This window comes from Mycolicibacter sinensis, from assembly GCF_001667945.1.
Classification (GTDB): domain Bacteria; phylum Actinomycetota; class Actinomycetes; order Mycobacteriales; family Mycobacteriaceae; genus Mycobacterium; species Mycobacterium sinense_B.
In genome coordinates, this window is record NZ_LZJK01000020.1 from 120891 (window position 1) to 143733 (window position 22843).

At 68.8% G+C, this 22843-nt stretch carries 18 protein-coding genes; 6 read left to right on the forward strand and 12 right to left on the reverse strand.

Features of this window, described 5'->3' with window-relative positions; translation table 11 throughout:
* Positions 1 to 2: 2 nt before the first annotated feature.
* Both A5694_RS01910 and A5694_RS01915 read right to left on the reverse strand, forming a co-directional pair.
* Positions 3 to 2003: a VWA domain-containing protein gene (locus A5694_RS01910; protein WP_428844250.1), complete on the reverse strand. Its 2001-nt coding sequence runs from the start codon at positions 2001 to 2003 to the stop codon at positions 3 to 5.
* Complete coding sequence (locus A5694_RS01915) at positions 1978 to 3366, reverse strand: sigma 54-interacting transcriptional regulator (protein ID WP_064920181.1); 1389 nt, start codon at positions 3364 to 3366, stop codon at positions 1978 to 1980. The genes A5694_RS01910 and A5694_RS01915 overlap by 26 nt, the downstream gene beginning before the upstream one ends.
* Before the next feature lie 91 nt (positions 3367 to 3457).
* Here A5694_RS01915 and A5694_RS01920 point away from each other — a divergent pair, with 91 nt between their 5' ends.
* A complete protein-coding gene (locus A5694_RS01920; RefSeq protein ID WP_064920157.1) occupies positions 3458 to 4495 on the forward strand; it encodes an alpha/beta hydrolase in 1038 nt (345 codons plus the stop codon).
* On the opposite strand, the gene A5694_RS01925 is transcribed toward A5694_RS01920, so the two are convergent.
* From A5694_RS01925 to A5694_RS01950, 6 genes are all read right to left on the reverse strand, one after another.
* Positions 4475 to 5062 carry a TetR/AcrR family transcriptional regulator gene (locus tag A5694_RS01925; protein ID WP_064920158.1) on the reverse strand — a complete coding sequence of 196 codons (588 nt, stop codon included), beginning with the start codon at positions 5060 to 5062 and terminating at the stop codon, positions 4475 to 4477. The two genes, A5694_RS01920 and A5694_RS01925, sit on opposite strands and share 21 nt — an antisense overlap.
* Positions 5063 to 5065: 3 nt before the next feature.
* A complete protein-coding gene (locus A5694_RS01930) occupies positions 5066 to 6841 on the reverse strand; it encodes an N-acyl-D-amino-acid deacylase family protein (protein ID WP_064920159.1) in 1776 nt (591 codons plus the stop codon).
* Between the two features lie 128 nt (positions 6842 to 6969).
* Positions 6970 to 8535 (reverse strand): bifunctional phosphoribosylaminoimidazolecarboxamide formyltransferase/IMP cyclohydrolase, encoded by a 1566-nt coding sequence (purH, locus tag A5694_RS01935; RefSeq protein ID WP_064920160.1) that lies wholly within the window; start codon positions 8533 to 8535, stop codon positions 6970 to 6972.
* Entirely contained in the window at positions 8532 to 9158 is a 627-nt protein-coding gene (gene purN / locus A5694_RS01940) for a phosphoribosylglycinamide formyltransferase (RefSeq protein WP_064920161.1), read from the reverse strand. Before purN ends, purH begins: the two co-directional genes overlap by 4 nt.
* A gap of 66 nt (positions 9159 to 9224) precedes the next feature.
* Complete coding sequence (locus tag A5694_RS01945; protein WP_064920182.1) at positions 9225 to 10637, reverse strand: cell division protein PerM; 1413 nt, start codon at positions 10635 to 10637, stop codon at positions 9225 to 9227.
* 45 nt (positions 10638 to 10682) lie between these two features.
* A complete protein-coding gene (locus tag A5694_RS01950) occupies positions 10683 to 11576 on the reverse strand; it encodes a DUF5336 domain-containing protein (RefSeq protein ID WP_064920162.1) in 894 nt (297 codons plus the stop codon).
* 157 nt (positions 11577 to 11733) lie between these two features.
* Between A5694_RS01950 and A5694_RS01955 the strand changes: the two genes are divergently transcribed.
* Positions 11734 to 12582: an LLM class F420-dependent oxidoreductase gene (locus A5694_RS01955; protein WP_064920163.1), complete on the forward strand. Its 849-nt coding sequence runs from the start codon at positions 11734 to 11736 to the stop codon at positions 12580 to 12582.
* Here the strand turns inward: A5694_RS01955 and A5694_RS01960 are convergent.
* The 3 genes from A5694_RS01960 to sucC form a co-directional block, all read right to left on the reverse strand.
* Positions 12579 to 14111 carry an acetyl-CoA acetyltransferase gene (locus A5694_RS01960; RefSeq protein WP_064920164.1) on the reverse strand — a complete coding sequence of 511 codons (1533 nt, stop codon included), beginning with the start codon at positions 14109 to 14111 and terminating at the stop codon, positions 12579 to 12581. The genes A5694_RS01955 and A5694_RS01960 overlap by 4 nt on opposite strands.
* Before the next feature lie 84 nt (positions 14112 to 14195).
* Positions 14196 to 15098 carry a succinate--CoA ligase subunit alpha gene (sucD, locus tag A5694_RS01965; protein ID WP_064920165.1) on the reverse strand — a complete coding sequence of 301 codons (903 nt, stop codon included), beginning with the start codon at positions 15096 to 15098 and terminating at the stop codon, positions 14196 to 14198.
* 2 nt (positions 15099 to 15100) lie between these two features.
* Positions 15101 to 16276 (reverse strand): ADP-forming succinate--CoA ligase subunit beta, encoded by a 1176-nt coding sequence (gene sucC / locus A5694_RS01970; protein ID WP_064920166.1) that lies wholly within the window; start codon positions 16274 to 16276, stop codon positions 15101 to 15103.
* A gap of 288 nt (positions 16277 to 16564) precedes the next feature.
* On the opposite strand from sucC, the gene A5694_RS01975 reads away from it, so the two are divergent.
* Both A5694_RS01975 and A5694_RS01980 read left to right on the forward strand, forming a co-directional pair.
* On the forward strand, positions 16565 to 17602 hold the full coding sequence (locus A5694_RS01975) for a M23 family metallopeptidase (RefSeq protein ID WP_064920167.1): 1038 nt from the start codon (positions 16565 to 16567) through the stop codon (positions 17600 to 17602).
* Between the two features lie 9 nt (positions 17603 to 17611).
* Positions 17612 to 18166 carry a hypothetical protein gene (locus A5694_RS01980; RefSeq protein WP_064920168.1) on the forward strand — a complete coding sequence of 185 codons (555 nt, stop codon included), beginning with the start codon at positions 17612 to 17614 and terminating at the stop codon, positions 18164 to 18166.
* Here A5694_RS01980 and pcrA read toward each other — a convergent pair.
* Positions 18163 to 20484: a DNA helicase PcrA gene (gene pcrA / locus A5694_RS01985; protein ID WP_064920169.1), complete on the reverse strand. Its 2322-nt coding sequence runs from the start codon at positions 20482 to 20484 to the stop codon at positions 18163 to 18165. The genes A5694_RS01980 and pcrA overlap by 4 nt on opposite strands.
* 202 nt (positions 20485 to 20686) lie before the next feature.
* On the opposite strand from pcrA, the gene A5694_RS01990 reads away from it, so the two are divergent.
* Together A5694_RS01990 and pgi are read left to right on the forward strand one after the other, a co-directional pair.
* Positions 20687 to 20995, forward strand: a complete 309-nt coding sequence (locus A5694_RS01990) for a chorismate mutase (protein WP_064920170.1) — start codon at positions 20687 to 20689, stop codon at positions 20993 to 20995.
* A gap of 30 nt (positions 20996 to 21025) precedes the next feature.
* Positions 21026 to 22690 (forward strand): glucose-6-phosphate isomerase, encoded by a 1665-nt coding sequence (gene pgi, locus A5694_RS01995; protein WP_064920171.1) that lies wholly within the window; start codon positions 21026 to 21028, stop codon positions 22688 to 22690.
* The last annotated feature ends 153 nt before the right edge of the window (positions 22691 to 22843 follow it).

Consider the following 22843-nt stretch of genomic DNA (forward strand, 5'->3'; position numbering starts at 1 on the left):
GCTCAGCGGCGCCGCGACCTCAGGTAGTCGCCGACCACCGCGGCGCCCAGTCCGTCGAGTTCGGGAACCACGACACGGCCCTCGACGCGCCGCGCCACCTGGTCGATGAACCGGGCCAGACCGGGGTCGTCGCCGAGCCGGAAGATCGTCACCTGCGCACCGAGCCGGGAGACGTCGTCGAAGCCCTTGACGGTGTAGGCGATCGTCCGCGGGTGCGGCGGGTAATCAAAAAACACAGCAGAACCCGCGCCTGCGCCATCGTAGTCCTCCAGATGCGCGGTCGGTTCCCCGTCGGTGACGACCAGCACCACGGGCTGGGCGTTGGGGTGCCGGCGCAGGTGCCGGCTGGCCAAGGCCAGCGCGTGATGCAGGTTGGTGCCCTGCTCGTAGACGCCCTCCAAACCGGTCAGCTCGGCGGCGGTCACGGTGCGGGCGTAGCGCCCAAAGGCGATGATCTGCAACGCATCCGAGCGAAACCGGGTGCTGATCAGGTGGTTCAATGCCAGGGCGGTGCGTTTCATCGGCAGCCAGCGATTGTCCATCACCATCGAGAACGACGTGTCCACCAGCAGCGCCACGGCCGACTGGGTGCGGGTCTCGGTCTCGGACACCTCGACGTCCTCGACGCTGATCGACAGCCGGTTTCCGGCCCTGGTGCCCGGTTCGGCGACTTCCCGCAGCACCGCATTGGTCAGGGTGCGCGTGACGTTCCACGGCTCGGTGTCGCCGAACTGCCACGGCCGGGTCGCCCCGGTCAGTTCGCCGGCGGCCCCGGCCCGGCGGTGGTCGCGTTCACCCCGACGCCCCGAAAGTTGCCGCGCCACATCACGTAACGCCGTTTCGCCGAGCCGGCGCATCGCCTTGGGTGACAGCCGCCATTGCCCGTCGGAGCTGCGGTCCAGGAACCCTTGGTTGAGCAGTGCGCGTTCCAGCTCGGCCAGCGTCGCCGCATCGATGGCAGCCTGGTCGCCGAGCTGGCGGGCCAGCGCATCGAGGTCGACGTCGTCCATGCTGGCGCCCGGGTAGGCCTGCGACAGTTGCTCGGCCAGCTGCTCGAGCTCGGCGATATCGGACAGGGCCTGAGCGCCCTCCCCCATCCCGAGCGGATTGTCGCCGGAGAACTCCGACGAGCCGGTCCAGTCCTCCCCCGGTCGGGCCGCCTGCAGATGCGCATCCAGGCGTCCCAGCGCCTGCTGCAACGCCGGGGAGCCGAACGCCTGCTCGGCCAACGCATCCAGCTCGGCGCGCTGTTCGGCGCTCAGGCTGTTGCGGAAGCGCTGCGCGGCGGCGGCCCGGTGGGCCAGCGAGTCGAGCAGCTCTTCGACGTTTTGCGGGTTCTCGCCGAAGAACTCGCCGTGCTTTGCCATGAACTGTTGGAAGTCTTGCGGGGTGTCCTGGCCGCGGGCGTGCTTGTCCAGCAGCTCGTTGAGATCATCAAGCATCTCGGTGACGCGTTGCCGGTCTTCGTCGGTGGCGCCCTCCAGCGCCTGCTTCATCCCGGCGAAGCGCTGGTCGAGCATCTCACGGCCGAGCAGGTCCTTGATCTTCTCGTAGGACTGCCGGGCTTGCGCGCTGCGCCAGTTGTAGTCGGCCAATTCCTGCACCGCCTTGGCCGGCGACGGCGAAAGCCCCTCGATCTGCATCTCGGCGAACCGGGCGTCGTCGTCAAGCGCGCGGGCCAACTCTTTGCGTTCGGCCAGCACCGCCTCGTCGAGCAGCTTCTTGACCTCTGCCAGCGTTCCGTCCAAATTGTTGCGGCGCAACAGCTCCCGTCGGCGCCGCTGCGCCTCGGCGGCCAGCCGGTCGGCCCCGGTCATGGTTTTGGTGCCGCGGCGCAGCAGCTCCTGCAGGGCTCGCCGCGGCGATGTCCCCTCCATCACGTCGCGGCCGATCTCCTCCAGCGCCTCGGCCAGGTCGACCGGCGGCGCCAATGGGTCCGGCCCACCGGTGTAGGCCGAATACCGCGAGGCGTGACTTCTAGCCATAGACGGTTTCGCCCTCATCGGCGGTCTTGTCGATCCGCTTGGCCAGATACAGTGCCTCCAAAGCCAATTCGAGTGCCGCGGCGCGTTCGCCATCAGATTCGGCACCCAGCCGCTGCGCGACGGCGTCGATGACCGGCAGATCCGGCAGTGCCGCCAGCACCGCTTTGGCCGACACCCGCTCCCCCGTCGTCACCGCCGTGTTCTCGACCGCGGCGACCAGCGGCCCGACGTCGATCCCGCCCAGCACCCGCGCGGCGGTGTCGGCGGTGGCCCGGCGCAGCAGATGTTCCAGCACCGCCTGTTCGCGGCCCTCCTCACCGGATTCGAATTCCAGCTTTCCGCGCAGTACGTCGACGATCGTGCCCAGGTCGACCACCCGGGCCACCGGGTCGGTCTCGCCCAGCACCGCGCCACGGTGCCGCGCCGACGCCGCGACCGTCTCCGCGGCCGCGATCGCGAAGCGGGCCGACACCCCCGAGCGCTGATCCACCGACCGGGACTCGCGCAGGTAGCGGGCGAAGCGGGCCAGCACCGCCAGCAGGTAGTCGGGCACGGCCGCGCTCAGGTGGGCCTCCTGGGCGATCACCCCGACCTCCGCGTCGAGCTCCAGCGGGTAGTGGGTGCGGATCTCGGCGCCGAAGCGGTCCTTGAGCGGGGTGATGATGCGGCCGCGGTTGGTGTAGTCCTCCGGGTTGGCGCTGGCGACCACCAGCACGTCCAGCGGCAGCCGCAGCGTGTAGCCGCGCACCTGGATGTCGCGCTCCTCCATCACGTTGAGCATCGCGACCTGGATGCGCTCGGCGAGGTCGGGCAGTTCGTTGACGGCGACGATGCCGCGGTGCGCGCGCGGGATCAGGCCGTAGGCGATGGTCTCGGGGTCTCCCAGGCTGCGGCCCTCGGCGACCTTGATCGGGTCGATGTCGCCGACCAGGTCGGCGACCGACGTGTCGGGGGTGGCGAGTTTCTCGGTGTAGCGCTCGCTGCGGTGCCGCCACGTCACCGGCAGGTCGTCGCCGAGTTCGGCGGCCCGCCGGATCGACTCCGGCGTGATCGGCGAATAGGGGTGTTCGCCGAGTTCAGCGCCGGCGATCACCGGCGTCCACTCGTCGAGCAGCCCGGTCAGGGCCCGCAGCAGCCGGGTTTTGCCCTGTCCGCGCTCGCCGAGCAGCACAATGTCGTGGCCGGCGATCAGCGCTCGCTCCAGCTGCGGCAGCACGGTGTCCTCGAAACCGAAGATGCCGGGCCACAGGGTTGCCGGATCGGCGCCGTCGGCGAGGCGGGCCAGCAGATTCTCGGCGATCTCCTGCTTGACCCCCCTTTCCCGGTGGCCGGCGGCGCGCAGCTCGCCGAGGGTGGTGGGCAGATCGTGCGGGGTGTTCAGCGCGGTCACCACTCCACGCTACGACGGGTGCGGTAGTCCGTCACGGCGTCCCACATCATCCGGCCGGCCAATACCCGATACCCTGGGTACCGTGAACTCTGCGGAATGGCGTGATCGACCGGCTCAGACCTATTTCGGGCCGGCCTCCTGGCAGGCTCGGCTGCTGGCGGTGGCGGCGGCGATCTTCCTGCGCACTTCGATCGCCGTACTGACGATCATCGGCATGATCGTCAACCGGGTCTGGCCGGCCGGATTGCAGCGGGCCCGCCTGGACCTCATCGACCTACCGATGCGCTACATCCGGGCGCTGCCGGGCACCGAGGTGACCCCGGAGCGGCTGACCGACTGTCCGGCGGAGTGGGTGGTGGCCCCCGCCGCCCGCGACTCGGACCGGGTGATCGTCTACTTCCACGGGTCAGCGCTGGTGACGCTGGGCCTCAATTCGCACCGGCGTTTTGCCAGCAAGCTCTCGGCGGCCACCGGCGCGAAGGTGTTCAACGTCGGGTACCGCCTGGCGCCGCTGGCCGGGATCGACGAGGCCATCTCCGATGGCCTGTGCGCCTATCAGCATGTGCTGGACGCCGGGTTCACCGCCGATCGCATTGTGGTGGCAGGTGATTCGGCCGGCGGGCTGATGGCGGTGAACACCGCGCTGACGGCACGAGATGCGGGCCTGCCGGCGCCGGCCGGTCAGGTATTGATGTCGGCGCTGACGTCGTCGGACATGGAGCTCAAACGGCAGGCGGCGCGCACCCATCGCGATCCGTTCTTTCCGTTCATGGCGTTCATGTTCATCTACCGGGTGTTCGCCACCGTCAACGGCACCCGCGAGCTGCCGGTGATGCCCCCGGAAGCAGAGCTGCGCGGGCTGGGACCGTTCCTGTTGCAGGTCGCCAACAACGAGATGCTGCGCAACGACACCTTCGTGCTGGCTGACAAACTCACCGCCGCCGGGGTGCCGAACTGGGTGCAGGTCTTCGACCGCGCGTTGCACATGTTCCAGCTCACCTTCGACTTCAACCCCGACGCGCGCCGTGCCGTGGAGGAGATTGCCGATTTCGTCGACTACGTGATGCCTGCTACGCCGCCGAGTGTCGACTCGCAACGGTCAGATACGGCCCTCCAATAGCTTGAGCAGCAACGGAATCCGCTTGGCCTCGATCTCCGGCTGCGGCAGCACCGCCCGCACGATCGCCGCACCGTCGAAGGTGTTGGTGAGCAGCGCGACCACGCTGGGGAACAGCTCCTCGGGAAATGCGTCGGCGCCGGGAAATCCGCGGGCGGTGTCGTAGATCTTCGCGCTGTATTCGTCCAGCACGTCCGACAGTGTGGTCCGCAGCTTCTCGTCGGTGCGGGCGGCGATCAGCAACTCGTAGACCACCGCGTTGGTGGCGTTGCCGGTCAGGTCACGCAGCAGGGTCAATACCGCTTCCAGCGCGGATCCCTCGGCCGGGATCTCCGCGACCTGCTTACCGATCAGCTCCAGCTGACGCCGCAGCACCTCGCGGGCGGTGGCTGCCATGAAATCGCCCATGGTGCCGAAGTGGCGGAACAACGCCCCGTCGGAGACCCCGGCGCGCGCGGCGATCACCTTGGCCGACGCGCGGGCGTAGCCGATCTCGGTGATGGTGGCGATGCTGGCGTCGAGCAACCGGGCGACGGTGGCCTCGCGACGCTCCTGCTGGGTTCTCGCCATGCGCTACACCGATTGCAGCTCACGGGATCCGGCGCGCAGGAAGCGGCCGGAGCGCACCGTCGTGCCGTAGCCGTCGCAGAACTGGCCATCGCGGAACACCACCGTGCCGCCCACCCCGGTCGCCACCACGGCGTCGTCGTTGCGGTTGACCATCCGGGAAAGCCCGCCGTAGAACTCGGCCTTTTCCTCGTGGTAGGCGTCCACCTCGTCGTTCAGGCCGGCCGGATCGATCACCACGAAGTCCGCCCGGTCGCCGCGGCGCAGCGTGCCGGCGTCCAACCCAAACCAGTCGGCGACCTCGGCGGTCAGCCGGTACACCGCCCGCTCGACGCTCAGGAACGGCCGCCCGGCCGCCTGCGCGTCGCGGACCCGCTTGAGCAGCCGCAGCGAGAAGTTGTAGAACGCCATATTGCGCAGGTGCGCACCGGCATCGGAGAACCCCATGTGGATGGTCGGCTCGGCGGCCAGCTTGTCGAGGTACTTGGGCCGGTGATTGGCGACGATGGTGGTCCAGCGGACGTTGCGTTCGCCGTTGTCCACCAGAACGTCGAGGAACGCGTCCAGCGGGTGCAGCTTGCGTTCGTCGGCGATCTGCCCGAAGCTCTTGCCGATCAGGCTCGCATCCGGGCATTCGACGATCACTGCGTCGTGGAAGTCGCGGTGCCATAACGTGGGACCGAGCTTCTTGCGGTCGAAGGATTTCCGGAACCGGCGGCGGTACTCGGTGTCGGCCAGCAAGGCGTTGCGCTCCAACTGATCGCGCAGGTGCAGCGCGGCGGTGCCGGCACCGAACTCTTCGAATACCGGCAGATCGATTCCGTCGGAATACAATTCGAACGGCACCGGCAAGTGCTGGAACCGGACGTTGGCGCCGAGTACGGCGTTGAGCAGCCTGGTCCCCGGCCCGAAGACCCGCACCGCACCGGGTGACGACTTGGCGTCTGCCGAGACCAGCAGACTCATCCGCACGCCGCGCCGCCGACCGAACATCCCACTGCTGGTCAAGAAGAAGTTCAACGCTGTCAACGGCTTACGGACATTGGGAGCGCTCTGCAGCATGCGGCCGCGCTTGCGCAGCACCTTGATCAGCCGGCGGCGCTCCCGCCAGGTGGCAAACGTCGAGGGCAGCGCTCGCGACCGGAACCGGTCGCCGTCGAGTTTGTCGATGGCCGCGTCCATGCCGGACATGCCCAACAGCCCGGCGTCGAGGCCCTCGTCGAGCAGCGCGGCCATCTTCTCCAGCTCGGCGTCGGTCGGGACGACGCCGGCGGTGGTGGCGCGGTCCAGTCCGAGCACCGCGGTCCGCAGGTCCGAATGCCCCAGCATGGAGCCGATATTGGGGCCGAGTGGCAACGCGTCGAGGGCCCGCACGTACTCGGCCGGGTTCGACCAGGTCTTGCGGGACTGCAACGCCTCCAGCACGAACTTGCGCGGCACCGCCTCCACCCGGCTGAACAGGTCGGCGGCGTCCTCGGCGTCGGCGTAGACCGTCGACAGCGAGCAGTTGCCCAACAGCACGGTGGTGACGCCGTGGCGCACCGACTCCCGCAGGCCGGGGTCCAGCAGCACTTCGGCGTCGTAGTGGGTGTGCACGTCGATGAAGCCGGGCACCACCCACTTGCCGGCCGCGTCGATCACCTCCGGGCAGTCGGTCTCGTCCAGCTCCCCCGCCACGATGTCGGCGACCACGCCGTCGCGGATGCCCAGGGTGCGGATCTGCGGAGTGTTGCCGAGGCCGTCAAACCACAGGCCGTTGCGGATGATCAAGTCGTAGGCCACGCGCACTCCTCACTCAGACGATGAGTTAGATAGTGAGCGCCTGCAATCTTTTTGTCAAGGTCGAATGTCGGATTGATGCACGCTGTCGGCGACTTGGCGTGACGCAACCCGACACTCGGCGCAGTGGGTCAGTGCGCGAAGTGCCGCGCCCCGGTCAGGTACAGCGTGATCCCCGCTTCGGCGGCCGCCGCGGTCACCTCGTCGTCGCGAACCGAGCCGCCCGGATGCACGATCGCCTTCACCCCGGACGCGGTCAGCGTCTGCAGGCCGTCGGGGAAGGGAAAGAACGCATCGGAGGCCGCCACCGCGCCGGCCACTCGCTCACCGCCGCGTTCGACCGCCAGCCGGGCCGCATCGACCCGGTTGACCTGGCCCATCCCCACCCCGATGGTGGCGCCGTTTCCGGCGATGACGATCGCGTTCGACTTGACCGCCCGGCAGGCCCGCCAGGCGAACGCCAGATCGGCCAGCGTGGCCGGATCGGCCGGTGACCCGGTGGCCAGCGTCCAGTTCGCCGGGTCGTCGCCCGGCGCGTCGAGGCCGTCGCGGCTCTGCATCAGCAGTCCGCCGCTGACCTGGCGCCACTCGGTGCCCCCGCGCAGCGGTTCGGAGGCCACCAGCACCCGGATGTTCTTCTTGCGGGCCAGGATCTCCACGGCACCCGGCTCGTAGGCCGGCGCCACGATGACCTCGGTGAAGATGGTGCTGACGAACTCCGCCATCTCGACGCTGACCTCGGTGTTTGCCGCGATGACCCCGCCGAACGCACTCAGCGGGTCGCATTCGTGGGCCTTGCGGTGGGCATCGGCCACCGAGGTCGACGAGACCGCGATACCGCACGGGTTGGCGTGTTTGATGATCGCCACGCAGATCTCTTCGTGATCGAAGGCCGCCCGCCAGGCCGCATCGGCGTCGGTGAAGTTGTTGTAGGACATCTCTTTTCCATGCAGCTGGTCGGCCTGGGCCAGGCCCGGCCAGGCACCACTGTCGCAGTAGAGAGCGGCCTGCTGGTGCGGGTTCTCGCCGTAGCGCAGCTGCGCCGACCGGCGGTACGTGCGCCCAACCCACTCGGGCATCGCCTGGCGCGGCTGCTCGGGCGCCAGCGTCGACGACATCCACCCGGCGACCGCCACGTCGTATTCAGCGGTGTGGCGAAACGCCAATGAGGCCAGGCGTTTGCGTTCGTCGAGGGTGAACCCGCCGGCGTTGACCGCAGCCAGCACGCCGTCGTATCCGAGCGGGTCGACCACCACGGCGACGCTGGGATGGTTCTTGGCGGCGGCGCGGATCATCGACGGCCCGCCGATGTCGATCTGTTCGACGCACTCGTCGATGCCGGCGCCGGAGTCCACGGTCTCGCTGAACGGGTACAGATTGACCACCACCAGCTCGAACGGCGCGATGTCCAGTTCGCCGAGCGCCGCGGCATGCTCGGGTTTGCGCAGGTCGGCCAGCAGCCCGGCGTGCACCCGGGGGTGCAAGGTCTTGACCCGGCCGTCGAGGACCTCGGGAAAACCGGTCAGCTGCTCCACCGGCGTCACCGGAATACCTTTGGCCGCAATCGCTTTCGCGGTCGACCCGGTGGAGACGATGTCCACACCGGCGGCATGCAGGCCGGCGGCCAGATCGACCAGGCCGGTTTTGTCGTAGACGCTGATCAGCGCCCGACGAATCGGTCGCTTGCCGTCGGTCATCCTATGGTTGCCTTTCTTCCGGTCCAGGTCACGCCGCCGGTCGCCAACGCGGCCAGCACGTCCACCAGGAGCTTGCGCTCCACGGTCTTGATGCGTTCATGCAGGGTGTCTTCGTCGTCGTCGTCGAGCACGGCCACCGGTTCCTGGGCCAGCACCGGGCCGGTGTCGGTGCCGGCGTCCACCAGATGCACGGTGCAACCGGTGACCTTCACCCCGTAGGCCAGCGCGTCGGGCACGGCGTGCGCGCCCGGGAACGCGGGCAGCAGCGCAGGGTGGGTGTTGACGGTACGTCCGAGAAACCGGGTGAGAAACTCCGAGCCCAGGATTTTCATGAAGCCGGCCGAGACCACCAGGTCGGGCGCGTGTGCCTCGGTGGCCTCCGCCAGCGCGAAATCCCATGCCGCCCTGTCGGGATAGTCGGCCAACCGCACGGTGAACACCGGCAGGCCCGCCGACTCGGCGACCTCGACCGCTCGGCAGTCCCGATCGGTACCGACGGCCACCACCCGTGCCGGGTAGTCGCCCACCGCGGCGGCCAGCAGCGACTCGAGCAACGATCCGGTTCCCGACGCCAGCACCACCAGGCGGGCCGGGGCGCTGGGGGCCACGTGGATCGGTTGCACGTCAAGGAGCCTAGCGGCGTTCGCAACCGCGGCGGAGCCGGGCGCAGCGGGACGCCGCCATCGGGATCAGCTGGGCCGCTCGAACCCGTCGTCGTCGGTGAACATCAGGTCCTCGGGATCTTCCAGCGGCCCGGGCGGTTGGGTCGGTGGGTGCGGGTCGGACGCGCGCGGTGGCTCGGGTTCGGGCGTCCAGCTCAGCTCACCGCCCCCGGTGACCTCATCGGGTTCGAACAGCTCGTCGGGCTCGAAGAGCTGGCCGGGTTCTGGTGGGTCGACCACCTCGGCCGGCGCCGGGACCGGTTCGGGCTGCCTCGGCGGCGCGGGCGGCAACATCGGTCGCACCCCGACCGCACCCCGACTGACACCGCCGATCATCACGACCGTCAACGCGCCGATGGCGGCGAACCAGCAGAACACCGCCGGGCCGAAGGTGACCTGATCCACCCCGACGTCACCGAAGTTGCCCAGCCGCCCACCGCCGGCGAAGCCGAGCAGGGCCATCACGGCTGCCGACATGAACGCGGCGGTCAGCACCTTGGCCAGCGCGGGAAGCAGCGGCAGCGCCCGGCGCGCGCACTGTTGCCCGACGGCCACCCCCGAGGCGGCACCGATGATCAGCAGCGCCACCCAGACCGGGCCCAGTGGCGGGGTGGGCGCCGCAGCCAGGATCGGCAGCGCCGGGATATCGCCGCCGAGCACGGTGAACGCGCTGAACAATGCCGGGCCGATGTGCGCGCTCGATCCGACCGCCATCGCCGCCGCGCCGACGAGCACGTTGGGCACGTACAGCACCGCCAGCAGCGTCAGGCTGAGCTGGCCGAACAACGAATCGGTGATCGCATACAGCTCGTGCATGGTCCCCCAGTGCAGGACCAGCGAGGCGAGTGTCACCACGCCGGCCAGCCCGAACAGCGCGAGCATGCCGGTGACCGCCGCCCGCAGCGAGTCGGCCAGCCAGTCCGGCAGGGACGTCTCAGCCAGCACCCGCCGGCCCATCCGCCACCCCACTCCGATCACGGCGCCGGCCGCATGCACCACGAAGACATGCGCGAAGGCGTTCAGCGCGTGCGGGGTCTGCAGCTCGGTGATCACCGATGCCGCATCGTGGATGACAGCCAGCGAGACCGCCGCGATCAGCAGCGGGCCGCCCAGCGCCGACGCCACGATCCAGCGCACAACGAACCAGGAGGCATCCGCCGACGTGGCCTGTGCGGTAGTCCGCGCGGTTCCGGCCACCATCAGCAGCACCGGAAGCAACGGGAGCACGCCCAGCTCCCGGCCGTCGATCGAGATCGGCACCTGGTGCACACCCAGCCACATGCTGGCGATGGCACCCGACGCCCCGGTCATGTCGCTGTTGGCGATCAGCAGCTGCAGCAGTGTCACCGCTGCGATGACCGTCAACGCCACGACGGACGGGCCGAACGCGACCCGCACCAGGTCGCGAGTCGGGTTCGAACCTGGTCTTCCGCCGGCCACCGGTGTCACGCTGCGAGCACGTTCAACTCGGCGCGCGGGCGCGGGTTAGGTCTGCGCCGGCCCCGACGGGGCGGAGCCGCCCTGCGACTGCTGGCCGCCGGTCGAGCTCTGGCCCTGACCGGATCCGCCCTGGCCACCCGTCGAGGAACTGCCCGAACCGCCGGTCTGCGGCTGCGAGAAGCTGGGGAATCCGGTCGGCGGGGTCGGCGGCCCCTGCGGCGCCGACTGCTGCGCCTGCTGGGCGCCGGAGCTGAATCCGCCCGTCGAAGCGGAGCCCGGTGCCGACTGGGCGCCCTGGACGCCAAACCCTCCGGTGGACGGCGCCGACGGGTAACCGCCGTAGGACGGGTATCCGGACTGGCCCTGGTGCCCGTAACCCTGCTGGCCCGGCTGGCCGTAATAGTTGCCGCCGGGCGGCAGCCCGTACTGCGCGTAGGGGTCGTACTTGGGGCGCGGGGCGGGCGCGGTGACGACGCCGGCCTCCAGCAGCAACGACCCGATCGCGGCCGCAGCCTGCAGGATGCTGAAGGTCAGCACCAGCCACAAGCCCCAGCCGATCGTGTAATTGTCGCCGGAATCGGCGATGGTCGAAATCGCCAACAGCGCGCCCAGCGAGGCGATCACCGCGACCACCGCGGTGTAGAGCTTGGCCTTGGGCAGCAGGCCCGCCCCGGCCAGCAGTGCCGCCAGCACGGCGAGCGGAACCGTGTGGCCGGCGTCCCCGAGAATCAGCGGGTACTCACCGTCGGTGACGGTGACGATCGGCCCGAAGTTCGCCAGGTAGACCCCGAAACCCAGGACCACCACCGCGATCTGTAGGTACAGCGGCAACTTACTCTCGGCGTCGCTGCCGGACTTGGCGAACGACGGGGTGGATGGTCCGTAGGAGCCTGGCGGCTGAGAAGGCTGGAAGCCGGGGTTCCCGGGCGAGTAGGTCATGACCTCTCCTGTGCTTGGGGGCAGGTGCCGGTGAGCGGTGCGGCGCGGTTCGATCATCCACGCTAGCGCACTCGCGGCCGGGCCCGGTGGGTCAACACCGCGCAAGAAAGGGACCCCCCGTTTGCCCACCGAACAGGAACACGTTCTAATCACGGATATGGATTACGGGCTTGTGTTGTTCACCAGTGACCGTGGTATTGCTCCGGCGGCGGCGGCCAAACTCGCTGATGATCATGGCTTCACCACGTTCTATGTGCCCGAGCACACCCACATCCCGGTGAAACGCCAGGCCGCGCATCCCACCACCGGAGACGAGTCACTGCCCGATGACCGGTATATGCGCACGCTGGACCCGTGGGTGAGCCTGGGAGCCGCATCTGCGGTGACCTCGCGGGTGCGGTTGTCCACCGCCGTGGCGTTGCCGGTCGAGCATGATCCGATCACGCTGGCCAAATCGATCGCCACCCTCGATCACCTCTCCGGTGGGCGGGTCAGCCTCGGGGTCGGGTTCGGCTGGAACACCGATGAACTGGCCGATCACGGGGTGCCGCCGGGGCGGCGGCGCACCATGCTGCGCGAATACCTCGAGGCGATGCGGGCGCTGTGGACCCAGGAGGAAGCCTCCTTCGAAGGCGAGTTCGTCAACTTCGGGCCGAGTTGGGCCTGGCCCAAACCGGTGCAGTCGCACATTCCGGTGCTGGTGGGTGCAGCCGGCACGGAGAAGAACTTCAAGTGGATCGCCCGCAGTGCGGACGGGTGGATCACCACGCCGCGTGATTTCGACATCGACGAACCGGTCAAGCTGCTGCAGGACACCTGGGCGGCCGCCGGTCGCGACGGGGCGCCGCAGATCGTGGCGCTGGACTTCAAGCCGGTTCCCGAGAAGCTGGCGCACTGGGCCGAGATCGGGGTCACCGAGACGCTGTTCGGCCTGCCCGACAAGCCCGAAGCCGAAGTCGCCGCCTACGTCGAACGCCTGGCCGGCAAGCTGGGGCTCAGTTCTTAGCGCAGCGAGCAGCGGTTGCCGTAGTCCAGGGCGCGCACCGTAATCGGCGTCCCCAGCGGTTCGCCGTCGGAGAGCAGCGCCACCAGATCGTCGTCCTCGGTGGTCGCCAGGAACCGGCTGCCGTCGGCGTCGAGCCGGCCGATGACGATCCCGGTCCGGGTCTCCCAGTCGTAGCGGACACTGTAGGTCTCGATGGTGGCCGGGCCGTCGGCGTGCTCAGTGACGGCCACGGCTGCGCCGCCATCGATGTGAGCCTGACGTTCGGCGCTGCGATCCGGTGTCCACGGGGCCGGGACGGCCGAGTACACCCCGACCGAGTACTTGCTCTGCATGCCGCCGTTGGCGCCGACGAACGCGAATTGCCCTGGGGCACTGCGGGCCGCGGCAACAGCCTCGGCGATGGCGTGCATCGAATAGTTGTTGCCGGCGCCGCCGAAGAACGGCAACCCGCCGGTCAGGGTCAGGCCGCGCGGGTCGTCGGCGGCCAGGCCGAAGGCGTCGCAGATGTTGAATACCGGCACCGGAAAGCAGCTGTAGAGATCCATCGCCGCGACGTCGTCGAAGCCGATCCCGGCCATCGCGAGCGCCTCGGTGGTGGCGGCCACCGCAGCCGGGTAGGCGCCCAGGTCGGGGCGTTCCAGCAGGCGCTGCTCGCGCATGTCGGCGTGCCCGTGCAGGTACACCCACCGGTCCTCCGGAACGCCCAGGCGCTGGGCCGCCTCCACCGACATCAGTAGCGCCGCCGCCCCCTGGTTGACCTGGTCGCGCGCCACCAGCAGCCGCGGGTAGGGGTCGCAGATCATCCGGTTGCTGGTGCTGATCGTGGTCAGCTCATCGACCGAGCGTTCTACCGGCGACGCCGAGAACGGGTTCTTCGCGGCGATCTTGGACATCGGGGCGAACAGTTCGCCCATCGACTGCAGATAGTCGGCGGTGCTGCGGCCCAGCCGGGCGCGGCGGGCGTTCTCCAGCAGGCCGTACTGCACCGGTGCGCCGGTGAGCCCGTGAATGACGGTGTAATGCTCGACGAACTCCTCCAGGCCGTAGCCGCGGTCTTCGAGCTGCCCGTCGATGGTCTCGCTGAAATCCGGCTTGTCGTCGGCTTTGGCGAAGTGGCGCAGCGTCGAGGTGGCGTCGGATCCGCATAGCAGCACTACGTCCGCGGCGCCGGCCACGATCTCGGCGGCGAACTCGCTGAGCAGCTTCTGCGGGCCTTGACCGCCCACCTTGTCCAGCACCGCCCGAGCCGGGTCCGCCCCGATCCGGCGGGCCACCGAGCGCGGGAAGTTGTTCGACTTGCCCAGCGGCGCAGGAGCTTTGGGGATCGAATTTTCGAACGCCCGGGTGGCCACCACCGCGTCGATGGCCTGGGCGACCCGCGCTGGATCGGCACCGGTGTCGGCCAGTGCGGCCTGCGCGGCGGCGGCGGCCAACTCCACCGGCGACATGGCGCGGTAGTCGGTGTCGTCGATGCGTTCGGCGGCCTGCCCGACGCCGACGACGACGGGCGTGCGCGGATCGATGCTCATATGCTCACCTCTCACGGGACGACTGTGCCGTTTCGTACGCGACGCGCCGGGGCGGGCGTACGAAACGGCACAGTCGATGCCGACCTACAGGCTCTGCAGGATCTCGCGAGCCAGCGCCGCCGTGGCCGACGGGGTCTTGCCCACCTTCACACCGGCAGCCTCCAGGGCCTCCTGCTTGGCGGCCGCGGTGCCCGAGGAGCCGGACACGATGGCGCCGGCGTGGCCCATGGTCTTGCCCTCCGGAGCGGTGAACCCGGCGACGTAGCCGACCACCGGCTTGGTGACGTTGGCCTTGATGTAGTCGGCGGCCCGCTCCTCGGCGTCGCCGCCGATCTCACCGATCATCACGATCACCTTGGTGGCCGGGTCCTTCTCGAACGCCTCGATGGCGTCGATGTGGGTGGTACCGATCACCGGGTCGCCGCCGATACCGATCGCGGTGGAGAACCCGAAGTCCCGCAGCTCGTACATCATCTGGTAGGTCAGCGTGCCGGACTTGGACACCAGCCCGATCGGCCCGGTGCCGGAGATGTTGGCCGGGGTGATCCCGACCAGGCACTCGCCCGGGGTGATGATGCCGGGGCAGTTCGGCCCGATGATCCGGGTCTTGGCGCCCTTCTCCACGTTGTAGGCCCACGCATAGGCGCTGTCCTGCACCGGGATGCCCTCGGTGATGACCACCAACAGGCCGATCTCGGCGTCGATGGCCTCGATCATCGCGTCCTTGGAGAACTTCGGCGGCACGAACGCGATCGACACGTCGGCGCCGGTGGCCGCCATGGCCTCGGCCACCCCACCGAACACCGGCAGCTTGATCATCCGGCCACCCTTGTCCTCGTGGGTGACGGTGGTGCCGGCCTTGCGGGCGTTGACGCCGCCGACGATCTGGGTGCCGGCCCGCAGCATCCGGGCGGTGTGGATGGTGGCCTCACTGCCGGTGATGCCCTGGACGATGACCTTGCTGTCCTTGTTGACGAAGATCGACATGCTTATGCGTCCTTTCCGGCGTGCGCCAGCTCGGCGGCCTTGTCGGCGGCCTCGTCCATGGTGTCGACGAGGGTCACCAGCGGGTGGTTGGCTTCGGCCAGGATCGCCCGGCCCTCCTCGACGTTGTTGCCGTCGAGCCGGACCACCAGCGGCTTGGTCGCGGCGTCGCCGAGGATGCCCAGCGCCGCCACGATGCCGTTGGCCACCGCGTCGCACGCGGTGATGCCGCCGAACACGTTGACGAAGACACTCTTGACCTGCTTGTCGCCCAGGATGACGTCCAGGCCGGCGGCCATCACCTCGGCGGAGGCGCCGCCGCCGATGTCGAGGAAGTTGGCGGGCTTCACGCCGCCGTGCTTCTCACCGGCGTAGGCGGTGACGTCCAGGGTCGACATGACCAGACCGGCGCCGTTGCCGATGATGCCGACCTCGCCGTCGAGCTTGACGTAGTTCAGGTCGTGCTGCTTGGCCTTGATCTCCAGCGGGTCGGTGGCGTCCAGGTCGGCGAACTCGGCGTGGCCGGGCTGGCGGAACTCGGCGTTGCCGTCCAGGGTGACCTTGCCGTCCAGCGCCAGGATCTGGTCATCCGGGGTGCGCACCAGCGGGTTGACCTCGACCAGGGTGGCGTCCTCGGCGACGAAGACCTCCCACAGCTTCTGGATGGTCACCGCGGCGGCGTCGAGCACCTCGGCGGGCAGGTGGCCCTGCTCGGCGATCGAGCGGGCGAACGCCAGATCGACACCCTTGACCGCGTCGACGGGCACCTTGGCCAGCCGCTCCGGCTTGGTGGCGGCGACCTCTTCGATCTCCATGCCGCCCTCGACCGAGCACATCGCCAGGTAGGTGCGGTTGGAGCGGTCCAGCAGGAAGGAGATGTAGTACTCCTCGGCGATGTCGCTCGCCTCAGCGACCAGCAGCTTCTTGACGATGTGGCCCTTGATGTCCAGGCCGAGGATGTTCTGGGCGTGGGTGAACGCGTCGTCGGGGGTGGCGGCGTACTTGACGCCACCGGCCTTGCCGCGGCCACCCACCTTGACCTGGGCCTTGACCATGACGGGCCGGCCGATCTCGGTGGCGATGGCTTTGGCGTCCTCAGCCGAGGTGGTTACCCGGCCGGGGGTGGTGGGCACGTTGTGCTTGGCGAACAGCTCCTTCGCCTGATACTCGAAAAGATCCATGGGCTCACTGTCTTATTACGGGTAGCCGGTAGGCCGGCACTGTCGGATTCAGGAGGATTTAACTCCCGAGGCACTGTATCGACCCCGCGGCGCGGTTCCGCCCTCCCATACCATCGCTGTGGCACATCTCACCGCCCGCAAAACGTGATTCGTTTCACATTAGTGGCCTTATTTGACCGATGGCTTGCCGACGGGGCGCGGAACTGGTTACCGTCACCAGGTCCAGGTCTTTATAACGTTCTGATTACGACCAGAGGATCTTCCAGGCTGATGCAGCACGGATCACCCATGCGCCCGGTTTCCGGCGGGGTCACCCCTCGCCATCGGAACGGCGTTGCGGCGGCTGGGACCCGGTCTTCGGTTCCGGGCCCCGCCGAGGTCACCGACATCATCCCGTTCAACGAGTTCGGACGGCTCGACGACACCCCCTTCAGCGACGCCGCGTTTACCGGCGCTGCCTTCGATGGCTCGACTGAGGTGCTGCTGGCCCCGGAGCTGGACGACCTGACCGACACCGACAACATGCCGGTCCTGCAGCTGGCCTTCCCCCGCGGCGGCTACCCGGACGAGTACCTCTATCGCCCACCGCAGGAAGCAGTCGGGGCGCCAGGCGGCCTGCCTGTCCGGGGCGGAAAGCACCGCAGCCAGCCCACCAGCGCGGTCAGGAGCCGCGTGATGATCGCCGCGATGGCCGCCGGCGCGGCCGCTGCCGCCGCGCACGCCGCCACCCACCCATCGGGCGACACCGTGAACCGGCCGGCCGTGCTGGCGGCCAGCAAGACGACGCTGAACGACGGCACCACCACCACTTCCAGCCGTGGCATGCAGATGATCACGGTCAAGGCCGCGGCCAACGTCGTCGTGCACAACGAAGAGCTGGCCAAGGGGGTGGCGTTCGCCCAGGAGCGCGCCGAACGCGAGGCCCGGCTGCAGCGGCCGCTGTTCGTCGCGCCCACCCAGGGCGCGTTCACCTCGAACTTCGGCTACCGCTGGGGTGTGCTGCACGCCGGCATCGACATCGCCAACGCCATCGGCACCCCCATCCTGGCGGCCTCCGACGGCGTGGTGATCGAGTCCGGCCCCAGCGCCGGCTACGGCATGCTGGTCAAGCTGCGCCATTCCGACGGCACCGTGACGCTCTACGGGCACATCAACCGGTCCCTGGTCAGCGTCGGCGAGCGCGTGATGGCCGGCGACCAGATCGCCGAGATGGGCAACCGCGGCTACTCCACCGGCCCGCACCTGCACTTCGAGGTGCTGCAGAACGGCACCAGCCGGATCGATCCGACCGCCTGGCTCGCCAAGCGCGGCATCAATTTCGCTTAACCTGGGTTGGTGACCGACCGCCACCAGCCGCCCACGGGTGCTCGGCCTTCCGGCGCCTCGGAAGCCGACCCGGCCAGCGCGCCCAGCCGTATCATCCGCCGGGCCCCTACCGGCGCCATCCCCGTTGTCACCGGCGCGGCGCGGATACCGCCGGCGATGCGGCCCGCCGAGATGGCGCCGCCGGAGCGGGTCCACTACTCATCGGCCGCGGTCCCGATCAGCGCCTGCGTGTTCGCCATCATCGGCTGCTGGGCCACGTCGGTGGTCTCCACCGACCTGATCGCCAGCTGGTGGCACACCGACCGGCTGTTCTGCGTCGCGGTCGGCTTCTTGAGTCTGGTGTTCGCGGGGACGACGGTGTCCGGCGTGATCATGCTGCTGCTGCGACGCCCGATCGGCCGCTACCTGATCGCGGTCGGCGCGGTGGTGGCGCTGTTGACCTTCGGCAGCCTGTTCCTCGCGGGCGCCCGGGTACCGGGGATCGTGCACGTCATCCCGGTCATCCAGGTCGTCACCGTGGTGGCGGCCCTGCACCCGGCAACCAGACGGTGGCTGGGCGTTTAGAGCTTGGTCACCGGCGCGTGGTTGTGCATCAGCTTGACCCGCCCGGAACTGCCGAAGTCGATCAGCGACATCGCCGACTCCCCCACCCCGGAGACTTCCTCCACCCGGCCCAGGCCGTACTTGTCGTGCGATACCCGGTCCCCGGGCGCCAGCACCACCAGCGGCCGGTTGCCGGAGCGGCCCGGCGCCGGCCGCGGCGCGCCGAACCGGCCGGCGCCGCTGACCGGAGCGCTGGGTGACGCCGTGGCATCGGTGCGCCGCCAGTCGATGAGGTGCTGGGGGATCTCCCGCAGGAAGCGCGATTCCGGGTTCAGCATGGGCTGGCCCCACGACGAGCGCACCTTGGCCCGGCTCAAATAGAGCCGTTGCCGCGCCCGGGTCAGGCCGACGTAGGCCAGCCGGCGTTCCTCGGACAGCTCGCGGGCATCCCCGAGCGACCGCATGTGCGGGAACATGCCGTCCTCCCAGCCGGTGACGAACACCACCGGGAACTCCAGGCCCTTGGCGGTGTGCAGCGTCATCAGCGTGACCATGCCCGAACCGTGTTCGGGAATCTCGTCGGTGTCGGCGATCAGCGAGACCCGCTCCAAAAACGCGGCCAGCACCCCGGCGTCGGGGATGTCCTCTTCCTCGGGGATGACCTCCTGATCGGCCAGCGCGTTGGCCCGGTCGATGCTGAATTCGTGGGCGACGCTGACGAGTTCGTTGATGTTGTCCAGCCGGGCCAGATCTTGTGGATCGGTGGAGGATTCGAGCTCGGCGCGGTAGCCGGTGCGGTCGAGCACCAGCTCCACCAGGTTGCCGAGGTCGTCGTCGCAGGTGTTCAGGTGCGCCCGCAGCTCCTCGAGCATCGCCACAAAGGCGGCGATCGCGTTCTGCGAACGGCTGTTGAGCATCGGCACGCCACCCTCGGCGGCGGCCGTCAATGCGGCGGCGAAACCGGTGCCGGTGTTCTCGGCGTGCACCGACACGCACGCCTCGGCACGATCCCCGATGCCGCGGCGCGGGGTGTTGAGAATGCGCCGCAGACTGACCGCATCACCGGGGTTGTCCAGCACCCGTAGGTAGGCGATGATGTCGCGGATCTCTTTGCGTTCGTAAAAGCGCACGCCGCCAACGACTTTGTAGGGGATGCCGGCGCGGATGAACACCTCTTCCAGCGACCGTGACGCATTGTTGGTGCGGTAGAACACCGCGATGTCGCCGTAGTTGACGGTGCCGCCGTCGGCCAGGGCATCGATCTCCTGCGCCACGAACCGCGCCTCGTCGTGTTCGTTGTCGGCGACATAGCCGACGATCAGCTCGCCGTCACCGGCGTCGGTCCACAGCCGCTTCTCCCGCCGCCCGGAGTTACAGGCGATCACCGCATTGGCCGCCGACAGGATGTTCTGGGTGGAGCGGTAGTTCTGCTCCAGCAGCAGAGTCGTCGCGTCCGGGTAGTCGCGTTCGAAGTCCTCGATGTTGCGGATGGTGGCGCCGCGGAAGGCGTAGATCGACTGGTCGGCATCACCGACCACGCACAGCTCCGCCGGCGGCAGGTCCGGGTCGGCGGGGCCGCCTTCGACGGTGTGGCCGGCAAGCTCGCGCACCAGCACGTACTGCGCATGGTTGGTGTCCTGATACTCGTCGACCAGGATGTGCCGGAACCGGCGCCGGTAGTGCTGGGCGATCTCCGGGAAGGCCTGCAATATCGCCACGGTCTCGCCGATCAGGTCGTCGAAGTCCAGCGCATTGGCCGACCGCAGCCGGCGCTGGTATTCGGCGTACACCGCGGCCACCACCCGGCTCAGATCGTCGGAGTCCTCGGTGAGCTCGGCCAGCGCCCGCTCGGGGTCGATCAGTTCGTTCTTCAGGTTGGAGATGGCGGTGGCCAACAGCCGGGGTGAGTGCCGTTTGACGTCGAGGCCCATGTCGCGCCCGATCATCAACAGCAGCCGCCGCGAGTCGTCGGCGTCATAGATCGAGAAGTTGGAGTTCAGCCCGGGAACCACCGAGGCCTGGTTGCGCAGGATCCGCACGCAGGTGGAGTGGAACGTCGACACCCACATCGCGCGGGCGCGCGGGCCGACGAGCCCCACCACCCGCTCGCGCATCTCGGCGGCGGCCTTGTTGGTGAAGGTGATCGCCAGCACCTGCCCCACGCCGACGTCACGGGCGGCCAGTAGGTAGGCGATGCGCCGGGTGAGCACCGCGGTCTTGCCCGAGCCGGCCCCTGCGACGATCAGCAGCGGCGAGCCCTCGTGCAGCACGGCCTGGCGCTGCTGCGGGTTGAGCCCGTCGAGCAGGTGATCGGTTTGCGAAGTCGCATGCACTGTCATAACGCAACCCAACGTACCGCCGTACGGGGACACTCTTTGCGCTGGCACGGCCCTTAGTGGCAGACTCGGTTCGTGCTCGACATGCAGCGTCGATTTTTCTACGGGTACCGGTCAGCGGTGCCCGTGGTTTAGCTGCAACGCCAAGCCCCGCGGTCCGCTTCGCCGACCCGGGGCTCGTCTGTTGTGTGAGGCCGGATCGCCGATGGGACCAGAAAACACCAACAGCGAGAATCTGGAGTCCGAACCCATGACTGCCCAACCCCAACAGCTGCCCGACATCGATGAACTGCGCCATGAGATCGACCGGCTCGACGCCGAGATCCTGGCCGCGGTCAAGCGCCGCACCGAGGTGTCCCAGGAGATCGGCAGAGCCCGGATGGCCTCCGGCGGCACCCGACTGGTGCACAGCCGGGAAATGAAGGTGCTCGAGCGTTACAGCGAGCTCGGCCAGGACGGCAAGGACCTGGCGATGCTGCTGCTGCGGCTGGGCCGCGGGCGGCTCGGTCACTGATCAGCCCCGCGCCGGGGCTACTGTCGGGGAATGAGCTCGGTCCAACAGATCCCCGACATCACCGCCACCCCAGCCTGGGACGCGTTGCGCAAGCATCACCAGGCGATCGCCGACACCCACCTGCGTCAGCTCTTCGCCGACGATCCCGAGCGGGGCCAGAAGTTCACCGTCACCGTCGGTGACCTCTACATCGACTACAGCAAGCACCGCATCACCGAGGAGACGGTGGGCCTGCTGCTCGATCTGGCCCGGGCGGCCGGCCTCCAGGACCGGCGTGACGCGATGTTCGCCGGGGTGCACATCAACACCTCGGAGGATCGGGCGGTGCTGCACACCGCCTTACGGCTGCCGCGCAACGCCGACCTGAACGTCGACGGTCAAGACGTCGTCGCTGAGGTGCATGCGGTGCTCGACGCTATGGGCGACTTCACCGACCGGCTGCGCAGCGGGGAATGGACCGGCGCCACCGGGAAACGCATCGAGACCGTCGTCAACATCGGTATCGGCGGCTCGGACCTCGGCCCGGTGATGGTCGACCGGGCGTTGCGCCACTACGCCGACGCCGGGATCTCGGCCCGGTTCGTCTCCAACGTCGATCCGGCTGACCTGACCGCCAAGCTGGCCGGCCTGGATCCCGCTACCACGGTTTTCATCGTGGCCTCCAAGACGTTCTCGACGCTGGAGACACTGACCAACGCCACCGCCGCCCGGCGCTGGCTGACCGACGCCCTGGGCGATGCCGCGGTGTCGAAGCATTTCGTGGCGGTCTCCACCAACGCCGAGCGGGTGGCGCAGTTCGGCATCGACACCGCGAACATGTTCGGCTTCTGGGACTGGGTCGGCGGCCGATACTCGGTGGATTCGGCGATCGGGCTGTCGGTGATGGCGGTGATCGGCCGGGAGCGCTTCGCGGAGTTCCTGGCCGGCTTCCACATCGTCGACGAGCATTTCCGCACCGCGCCACTGGAATCCAACGCGCCTGCACTGCTCGGCCTGATCGGGCTGTGGTACTCCAACTTCTTCGGCGCCCAGTCCCGCGCGGTGCTGCCCTACGCCAACGACCTGGACCGCTTCGCGGCGTATCTGCAGCAGCTCACCATGGAATCCAACGGCAAGTCGACCCGCGCCGACGGCACCCCGGTGACCACCGACACCGGCGAGATCTTTTGGGGTGAGCCGGGAACCAACGGCCAGCACGCGTTCTACCAGCTGCTGCACCAAGGCACCCGCCTGGTGCCGGCAGATTTCATCGGCTTCGCCCAACCCCTCGACGACCTGGCCACCGCCGACGGCACCGGCAGCATGCACGACCTGTTGATGAGCAACTTCTTCGCCCAAACCCAGGTGCTGGCGTTCGGCAAGACCGCCGAGGAGATCGCTGCGGAAGGCACGCCCGCAGATGTGGTGGCGCACAAGGTGATGCCGGGCAACCGGCCGAGCACCTCGATTCTGGCCACCCGGCTCACCCCGTCGGTGCTGGGCCAGCTGATCGCGCTCTACGAGCATCAGGTCTTCACCGAGGGCGTGGTGTGGGGCATCGACTCCTTCGACCAGTGGGGCGTGGAATTGGGCAAGACGCAGGCCAAGGCGCTGCTGCCGGTGCTGACCGACGACGCCTCCCCCCAACCGCAGACCGACAGCTCCACCGACGCACTGGTGCGCCGCTACCGGGTGGAGCGCGGCCGGGCGATGTAGCGCCTCGGCTTTTCTCTCGGCCTGACTTTTTACCCGTGACCGGGCCGGGCGGTGTCTGAAGCGGCGCGGCTGAGATGCCCGGCCGCGCTTCGTTCTTTAGGCTTCGCGCCATGCTGATGGCATCCGGTGTTGGGCGCTGTTGTCGCTGACTCC